The sequence below is a fragment of the Streptomyces sp. NPDC007162 genome, assembly GCF_040634175.1.
Taxonomy (GTDB): Bacteria; Actinomycetota; Actinomycetes; order Streptomycetales; family Streptomycetaceae; genus Streptomyces.
In genome coordinates this window covers 1-1,876 of record NZ_JBEYFC010000933.1, presented here as the reverse complement: position 1 = coordinate 1,876, position 1,876 = coordinate 1, and the positions used below count along the sequence as shown (strand labels likewise).

The following is a 1,876-nucleotide window of genomic DNA, read 5'->3' as shown; positions in this document are numbered from 1 at the left end:
GTCACTTGACGTCTCTCCCATGATCGTCGGATCCGCCGTTAGATTTACACTCCCCACCGGACGCCCCCGCCGGGCCGGTCACCGACTCAAGCCGTCCGGGCGGGCCGAGCGGCGGCAGGATCACCGCCCCGCGCCACCAGGCGCAGCGTGCCTCCGGGGGCCCGGTGCGTTCGACGCTGATCCTGGCGATCATCTGCATCAGTTACTTCATGGTCATCCTGGACAACTCGATCGTGTTCACCGGGCTGCCGCAGATCCGCTTGGACATGGGTTTCTCCGAGACGGGCCTGTCGTGGATCACCAACGCCTACGTCCTGGTCTTCGGTGGGCTGCTGCTCCTGGGAGCACGCGCCGGTGATCTCTTCGGGCACCGCAAGGTCTTCCTGTACTCCCTGGTGGTCTTCTCGCTGGCCTCGCTGCTGGTGGGCGCCGCCCAGAGTGCCTGGTGGCTGATCGCGGCCCGGGCGCTCCAGGGTGTCGGCGCCGCCGTTCTGGCCCCGTCCGCGCTTTCCCTGCTGACGTGCAGTTTCGCGGAGGGCAAGGCCCGTAACCGGGCGATGGCCGCCTACAGCGCAGTGGCCGGACTCGGCGCGGCGTTCGGGCTGGTCGTGGGCGGTCTGGTCGCAGACCTGATCTCGTGGCGGGCGGGGTTCTTCCTGAACGTCCCCATCGGCATCGTGATGATGGTGCTGGCGGTGCGGTTCCTGCCTGAGACCGAGCGGCGCGGCGGCCGGTTCGACGTGGCCGGGGCGCTGCTGGCGACGCTGGGATCGACCGCGCTGGTGCTGGGCATCGTGGACGCGGCCGACCACGGCTGGACGGCACCGGCCACCCTGCTCCCGCTCGCAGCGGGTGCGGTGCTGCTGGCCTTGTTCGTCGGGGTGGAGCGGCGGGCCGCGCAGCCGATCGTGCCGCTGCGGCTGTTCGCGAGCCGCGAGCGGTCCGGCGCCTACCTCACCCGGATGCTCTACATGGGCGCGATGATCGGGTTCTTCTTCTTCACCGCGCAGTTCGTGCAGAGCGTCTACCACTGGACACCGCTGCAGGCCGGCCTGGCCTTCCTGCCGATGACGCTGGTCAACTTCGTCTTTGCTGTTCGCGTGCCCCGGCTGCTGGAGCGGTTCGGCAGGCCCCGGGTCCTGGCCGCGGGGGTCGTGCTGACGACCGTGGGCATGGCCTGGCTGAGCCGCTTGGACCTGCACACCCCCTACCAGACCGGAGTGGCCCTGCCCATGGTGGTCATCGGCGCCGGCCAGGGCCTGGCGCTGGCCCCGATGACCTCCAGCGGTGTCGACGGCGTCGCGCCTGAGGACGCAGGGGCCGGCTCGGGCCTGGTCAACACCGTCCACCAGATCGGCAGCGCACTGGCCCTGAGCATCTTGACGGCCGTGGCCGCCAGCGTCTCCACCGGTCACGCGGCCGCCGACATCGCGGCCCGCTCCGGCACCGCGCTGACGGGCTCCGCCGTCCTGCTCGCCCTGGCGGTCGCCGCTGTCCTCACCCTGATCGTGCCCGCACGGGCGTCCCGCAAGTAAAGGAGTACGTGATGCAGACCCTCACCCTCAACAACGGTGTCGAGATGCCCGCTCTCGGCCTCGGCGTCTTCCAGAGCTCGCCCGACGAGACGATCGCCGCGGTCACGGCCGCGCTGGAGCTCGGCTACCGGCACATCGACACCGCCGCCGCCTACGGCAACGAGCGCGAGGTCGGCCAGGCAATCCGCAACTCCGGGGTTCCCCGCGACGAGATCTTCGTGGAAACCAAGATCTGGATCAGCGACTACGGCTACGACGAGACCCTGCACGGATTCGACAAGAGCGCCGCCAAGCTCGGCGTCGACCGGATCGACCTGCTGATCCTGCACCAGGCGCTGCCG

At 70.0% G+C, this 1,876-nt stretch carries 2 protein-coding genes; both read left to right on the top strand.

Annotated elements, in window-relative coordinates; all coding sequences use genetic code 11:
• Positions 1 to 164: 164 nt before the first annotated feature.
• Entirely contained in the window at positions 165 to 1,535 is a 1,371-nt protein-coding gene (locus ABZ646_RS45990; RefSeq protein ID WP_360533590.1) for an MFS transporter, read from the top strand.
• A gap of 11 nt (positions 1,536 to 1,546) precedes the next feature.
• The coding region (locus ABZ646_RS45985) for an aldo/keto reductase (protein ID WP_360533587.1) at positions 1,547 to 1,876 on the top strand (330 nt) is incomplete at its 3' end.